The organism is Bradyrhizobium sp. STM 3809 (genome assembly GCF_000239795.1).
Classification (GTDB): Bacteria; Pseudomonadota; Alphaproteobacteria; order Rhizobiales; family Xanthobacteraceae; genus Bradyrhizobium.
Window position 1 is genome coordinate 1 of sequence record NZ_CAFJ01000182.1, and the last position, 5370, is coordinate 5370.

Genomic DNA, 5370 nt, shown 5'->3' on the forward strand with positions numbered 1-5370 from the left:
GAAATATCCACCCTGTCCGAAATCTGCCGCTGATCTCGCCGCCTGACAACTGTGACAATTTGGGTGGAACGAGGTGTCGCATCGACTTGGATCGGCACCGTTGCACCATGCCGTGCATTGATGGCCGCTCCCGCTACCGGCTGGCGGCGAACTCGGCGAGCATGCCCTTGCACGCCGGCGACAGCGCCCCCGCATTGGCGGCGAGACACTGCACCACCCGACCACCGCCCGGCTCGACGCCGCCGCAGAACGCACGCGCATCCGAGCCGCAGGCCGCTCGTACGATCCGCAACTCCTCGAGCGGCCGGAGCGGACGCAGCACCATGGCCGGCTCGGCCGGAGCGGGGGCGACCGTGGCCGTCGTTGCAGGAGCTGCGGCCGTCGTCGCGGCCGCTTTCGGTGCCGCGCCACCGCCGCTCGCCGCCGCGACCGCCTGCGCGCAGGACGCAGACACCTTCGTCTTGTTCTGCTCAAGGCATTGCAGAGCGGCAGATCCGCCCGGCGGCACGCTGCTGCAGACCTTGCGGTAATCCGCGCTGCACGCATTGCGGATCGCCGCCACCTGCGCATCGCTGGGCTTGGCCGTCGGCGCGGCTGTTGCCGGTTTCGCGGGCTCGGGTTTCGCCGCGACTGCCTGCTGAGCCGGAGGTGCCGCCGGCGCCTTCGGTGCCTCTGCGGGCTTGCTCGCTTCGGTGACTTCTGGCTTCGCGGCCGGAGCGGCAGGCTTCGCCTCGGCCGCCGCCGGCTTGGTCTCGCCTGCGGGTTCGAGTGCCTTCACCGCCGTCTGACATGACGACGACAGGCTGGCCATGTTCTTCTGCAGGCACTGAAACGCCGGAGCGCCGCCGGGCGGCACCGTGGAGCATTTCGCCATGTAGTCCGACCGGCAGGCCGATTTGATGGCGTTGCGCTGAGCATCGGTCTGCGCCGGAGCTTGCGTCGCAACGAGGCTCGCCCCCAACATCATGGCGAGCAGAACAGTCCAATTGCTACGATTGATCATCGTCGATCCTCAATCAGTTTGAGCTTCTATTTGTTGTCGCCAGGCAGCTGTCACGGCGACGATAAGAACTTGTCAGTATCAGCACGAAAACGTGCATCGCCCTGGCGCGCGCGGAGCCGTCCAGGAGCGCCCGCTCGGAATGGTCGCGGAAGCTGCGCCGCCGCTCGCGGCTTGGCAAGTGGGAAAATTTGGGTGCATCTGCAGCAACCGCAAATTTCTTCGTGCGGCTGGCCTCGCAGGCGGGTTTCTCCGTCGCACAATTGTTGTTATGGAGACGGCATCGTCGTTGTTTGTTGCTCGCAACTGCCATTGTCTCGAGAGTCATTGCACACGGAAAGCAGAATGACGAAGTCCGGTGATCCACGACGGCCTTGCTCGACAGCCTTTCCTCCAAAGCCGAACTCCCCGACGGGCGCGCAGATGGCGCTGTTTCCGATTTTGGCCGGCCTTGCCGCCCTGCTCCTCGCCGGCTGCGAGCAGAACAGTTATCAACCGCCGCCGCCGCCGAAGGTCGAAGTCGCCCAGCCGCTGCAGCGCGCAGTGACGCGCTATCTGGAGGCGACCGGCACGATCGCCCCCGTGAAGAACGTCGACCTCGTCGCGCGCGTCCAGGGCTTCCTGCAGTCGATCGACTACAAGGACGGCGACACGGTCAAGGAAGGCACGACGCTGTTCACGATCGAGCCGGAGACCTACAAGCTCAAGCTCGATCAGGCGCAGGCAGCGGAAGCCGGCGCGCAGGCCTCGTTCAAGCAGGCGGAAGCCGACTACAAGCGGCAGTCCGACCTCGTCGCCCGCCAGGCCGCCTCGCAGGTCGCGCTCGACAATGCGGCAACGACCCGCGACAACGCGCAGGCGAGTCTGCAGCAGGCTCAGGTCAACACCAAGATCGCCAAGGTCAATTACGGCTACACCAATGTAGCCGCGCCGTTCGACGGAGTCGTCAGCGCGCACCAGGTCTCCGTCGGCGAGCTCGTCGGCGTGGCTTCGCCGACCCAGCTCGCCACCATCGTTGCGCTCGATCCGGTCTATGTGAACTTCACCATCAACGAACAGGACGTGCTGCGTATCCGTGCCGAGGCCCGGCGCCGCGGCCTGACGGCCTCCGACCTCAAGCAGTTCCCGACCGAACTGGGCCTGCAGACCGAGGAGGGCTATCCGCATCAGGGCAAGCTCGACTATGCCGCACCCACGATCAACGCCGCGACCGGCACGCTCGCCGTCCGCGGCATCGTACCGAACCCCGATCACGCGCTGCTGCCGGGCTATTTCGTCCGCATCCGCGTGCCGGTCGACCGTTCCGAGAACGCGCTGCTGGTGCCGGACACCGCGCTCGGCAGCGACCAGAGCGGACGCTACGTGCTGGTCGTCAACAGCGACAATGTCGTCGAGCAGCGCAAGGTGAAGGTCGGTCCGCTCGACGGCGGATTGCGCGTCATCGATGGCGGCCTGAAAGCCGACGACCGCGTCGTGGTGGCCGGCCTTCTGCGTGCCATCCCCGGACAGAAGGTCGATCCGCAGCCGAAGGCGATCGAGTCGCCGGCTTCCGCCAGCAAGTGAGGACCGGCCGTGATCTCCAAGTTCTTCATAGAGCGTCCGGTCCTTTCCAACGTCATCGCGATCCTGATGATGCTGATCGGCGGGGTCGCGCTGTTCAATCTCGCCATCGCGCAGTACCCTGACGTCGTCCCGCCGACCGTGCAGGTCACCACGCGGTATCCCGGCGCCAGCGCCAAGACCGTCATCGACACCGTCGCGCTGCCGATCGAGCAGCAGGTCAACGGCGTCGAGGGCATGTTGTACATGCAGTCGTACAGCGGCGCCGACGGCAGCTATTCGCTGACCGTGACGTTCAAGATCGGTACCGACCTGAACTTCGCGCAGGTGCTGGTGCAGAACCGCGTCTCCAGCGCGCTGGCGCAACTGCCGCAGTCGGTGCAGAACCAGGGCGTCACCGTGCAGAAGCGGTCGACCTCGATCCTCCTGTTCGTGACGCTGACGTCGCCCGACGCCAGGTACGACAGCCTCTATCTCAGCAACTACGCGACGATCAATCTGAAGGACGAGCTCGCGCGCCTGCCCGGGGTCGGCAACGTTACGGTGTTCGGCGCCGGGCAATATTCGATGCGGATATGGCTCGACCCGAGTAAGCTGCAGGTCCGCAACCTGGTGCCGCAGGACGTGATCCAGGCCATTCAGCAGCAAAGCCAGCAGGTCGCCGCCGGACAGATCGGCGCGCCGCCGGCACCGTCGGGCCAGGCATTCCAATATACGCTGAACGTCGCGGGCCGGCTCGATGACACCAGTCAGTTCGAGGACATCATCGTCAAGACCGGCAGCAACGGCGACGTCACGCGGGTGCGCGACGTCGGCTCGGTCGAGCTCGGTGCGCAGACCTACGGCCAGATGTTCTCGCTCAACGGCCAGCCCGCCGTCGGCATCGGCGTCTTCCAGTCGCCCGGCGCCAATGCGCTGGAGGTCGAAAAGGCCGTCGAGGCCAAGATGGCGCAGCTGGCGAAGACGTTCCCGCAGGGCATTCAGTACGACACGCCGTTCGATACAACCAAGTTCGTCAATGCTTCGATCCACGAGGTCTACAAGACGCTGATCGAGGCCGGCGTGCTGGTGCTGGTCGTCATCCTGATCTTCCTGCAGGACTGGCGCGCCATGCTGGTGCCGACCACGACGGTGCCGGTGACCATCATCGGCGCCTTCGCGGCGATGGCGGCGCTCGGCTTCACCATCAACCTGTCGACGCTGTTCGCGATCGTGCTGGCGATCGGCATCGTGGTGGACGATGCCATCGTCGTGGTCGAGGGCGCCGCACACAACATCGAGCGCGGCATGACCGGCCACGACGCGGCGATCCGCGCCATGGACCAGCTGTTCGCGCCGATCGTCGGCATCACCCTGGTGCTGATCGCGGTGTTCCTGCCGGCCGCTTTCCTGCCCGGCCTCACGGGACGCATCTACGCACAGTTCGCGCTGGTCATCGCCGCCACCGCCCTGCTCTCGGCGATCAACGCCGCGACCTTGAAGCCGACGCAATGCGCGCTGTGGCTGCGGCCGCCGGTGCCGCTGGAACGGCGCAATGCGCTGTATCGGATCTTCAACAATCTCTATGCGCGGCTGGAGCGGCGCTACACCAATCTCATCGGGCGCCTTGTCAGGAACAGCACAGCCTCCGTGATCGTCGCACTGATCCTGATCGCGGCCGGCGGCTACGGGCTGTCGCGGGTGCCGACCGGCTTCCTGCCGATCGAGGACCAGGGTTACCTGATCGCTGCCGTGCAACTGCCCGACGGCGCTTCGCTCGAGCGGACGCAGAAGGCGCTCGACAAGGTCGGCGCCATTGCGAAAAGCACGCCGGGCGTCGCCCAGGTCATCACCATCGCCGGCATCTCCGCGCTCGACAACAGCGCCAGCCTTGCCAATGCCGGCGTCGCCTACATCATCCTCAAGGACTGGGAGGCGCGCGGCAAGGGCGAGGACCTGCGCTCGCTCGTCTATGGCCTCAACGACAAGATGACGGACGTCATCGAGGCCCGCAGTCTCGTCTTGCCGCCACCGCCGATCCAGGGCATCGGCAACGCGGCCGGCTTCGCCATGCAGGTCGAGCTGCGCGACGGCAACAGCGACTACGCCAAGCTGCAGGCGATGACGTCCGCGCTCGTCGCCGGCGCGCAGAGCCAGAGCGCGCTGCAGCGCGTGCAGTCGCCGTTCCGGGCGACGGTACCGCAGTTCGACGTCGAGATCGACCGGGTCAAGACGCAGACCCTGCACGTCACCACCGACCAGGTGTTTTCGGCGCTTTCGTCCTACCTCGGCGCCTCCTATGTCAACCAGTTCAACAAGTTCGGCCGCGTGTTCCAGGTCTATGTTCAGGCCGACTCCAATGCACGGCTCACCGCCCGGCAGATCGAGGCCCTGATGGTGCGCAACCAGAGCGGCGACATGATCCCGCTCGGCACGGTGGCAACGGTCAGGCCCTCGGTGGGGCCGTCGCTGATCAGCCTCTACAACCTCTACCCCTCCTCCACGGTCGTCGGCCTGCCGGCCCAGGGCTACTCCTCCGGGCAATCGCTCAAGCTGATGGAGCAGATCGCCCAACAGACGCTGCCGCCCGGCGCGGGTTATGAATGGACGGCGATGTCGTATCAGGAGAAGGTCGTCTCCAATCAGATCTATCTCACCTTCGGCCTCGCGCTCCTCCTCGTCTATCTCGTGCTCGCCGGCCAGTATGAGAGCTGGTACGCGCCGGTCTCGGTCATCCTCGCGGTGCCGCTGTCGCTGCTCGGGCCGATGGCGGTGCTGACGGCGCTCCGGATCGACAACAATCTGTACGTCCAGATCGGGCTCATCCTGCT

3 protein-coding genes are annotated in these 5370 nt (G+C 66.0%); 2 read left to right on the top strand and 1 reads right to left on the bottom strand.

The genetic code is table 11. The features are described 5' to 3' along the window. Positions 1–133: 133 nt before the first annotated feature. Entirely contained in the window at positions 134–1003 is an 870-nt protein-coding gene (locus BRAS3809_RS09995; RefSeq protein ID WP_008961965.1) for a hypothetical protein, read from the bottom strand. Between the two features lie 420 nt (positions 1004–1423). Between BRAS3809_RS09995 and BRAS3809_RS10000 the strand changes: the two genes are divergently transcribed. Together BRAS3809_RS10000 and BRAS3809_RS10005 are read left to right on the top strand one after the other, a co-directional pair. Beyond that, positions 1424–2563 (top strand): efflux RND transporter periplasmic adaptor subunit, encoded by a 1140-nt coding sequence (locus BRAS3809_RS10000; RefSeq protein ID WP_008961966.1) that lies wholly within the window; start codon positions 1424–1426, stop codon positions 2561–2563. A gap of 9 nt (positions 2564–2572) precedes the next feature. Then, positions 2573–5370, top strand: a 2798-nt coding sequence (locus BRAS3809_RS10005) for an efflux RND transporter permease subunit (protein ID WP_035655930.1), incomplete at its 3' end; no start/stop codon positions are given.

Coding starts and splice junctions, on each gene's coding strand:
- BRAS3809_RS09995 (WP_008961965.1), bottom strand. CDS start 1,003: ATGATCAATCGTAGCAATTGGACTGTTCTGCTCGCCATGATGTTGGGG.
- BRAS3809_RS10000 (WP_008961966.1), top strand. CDS start 1,424: ATGGCGCTGTTTCCGATTTTGGCCGGCCTTGCCGCCCTGCTCCTCGCC.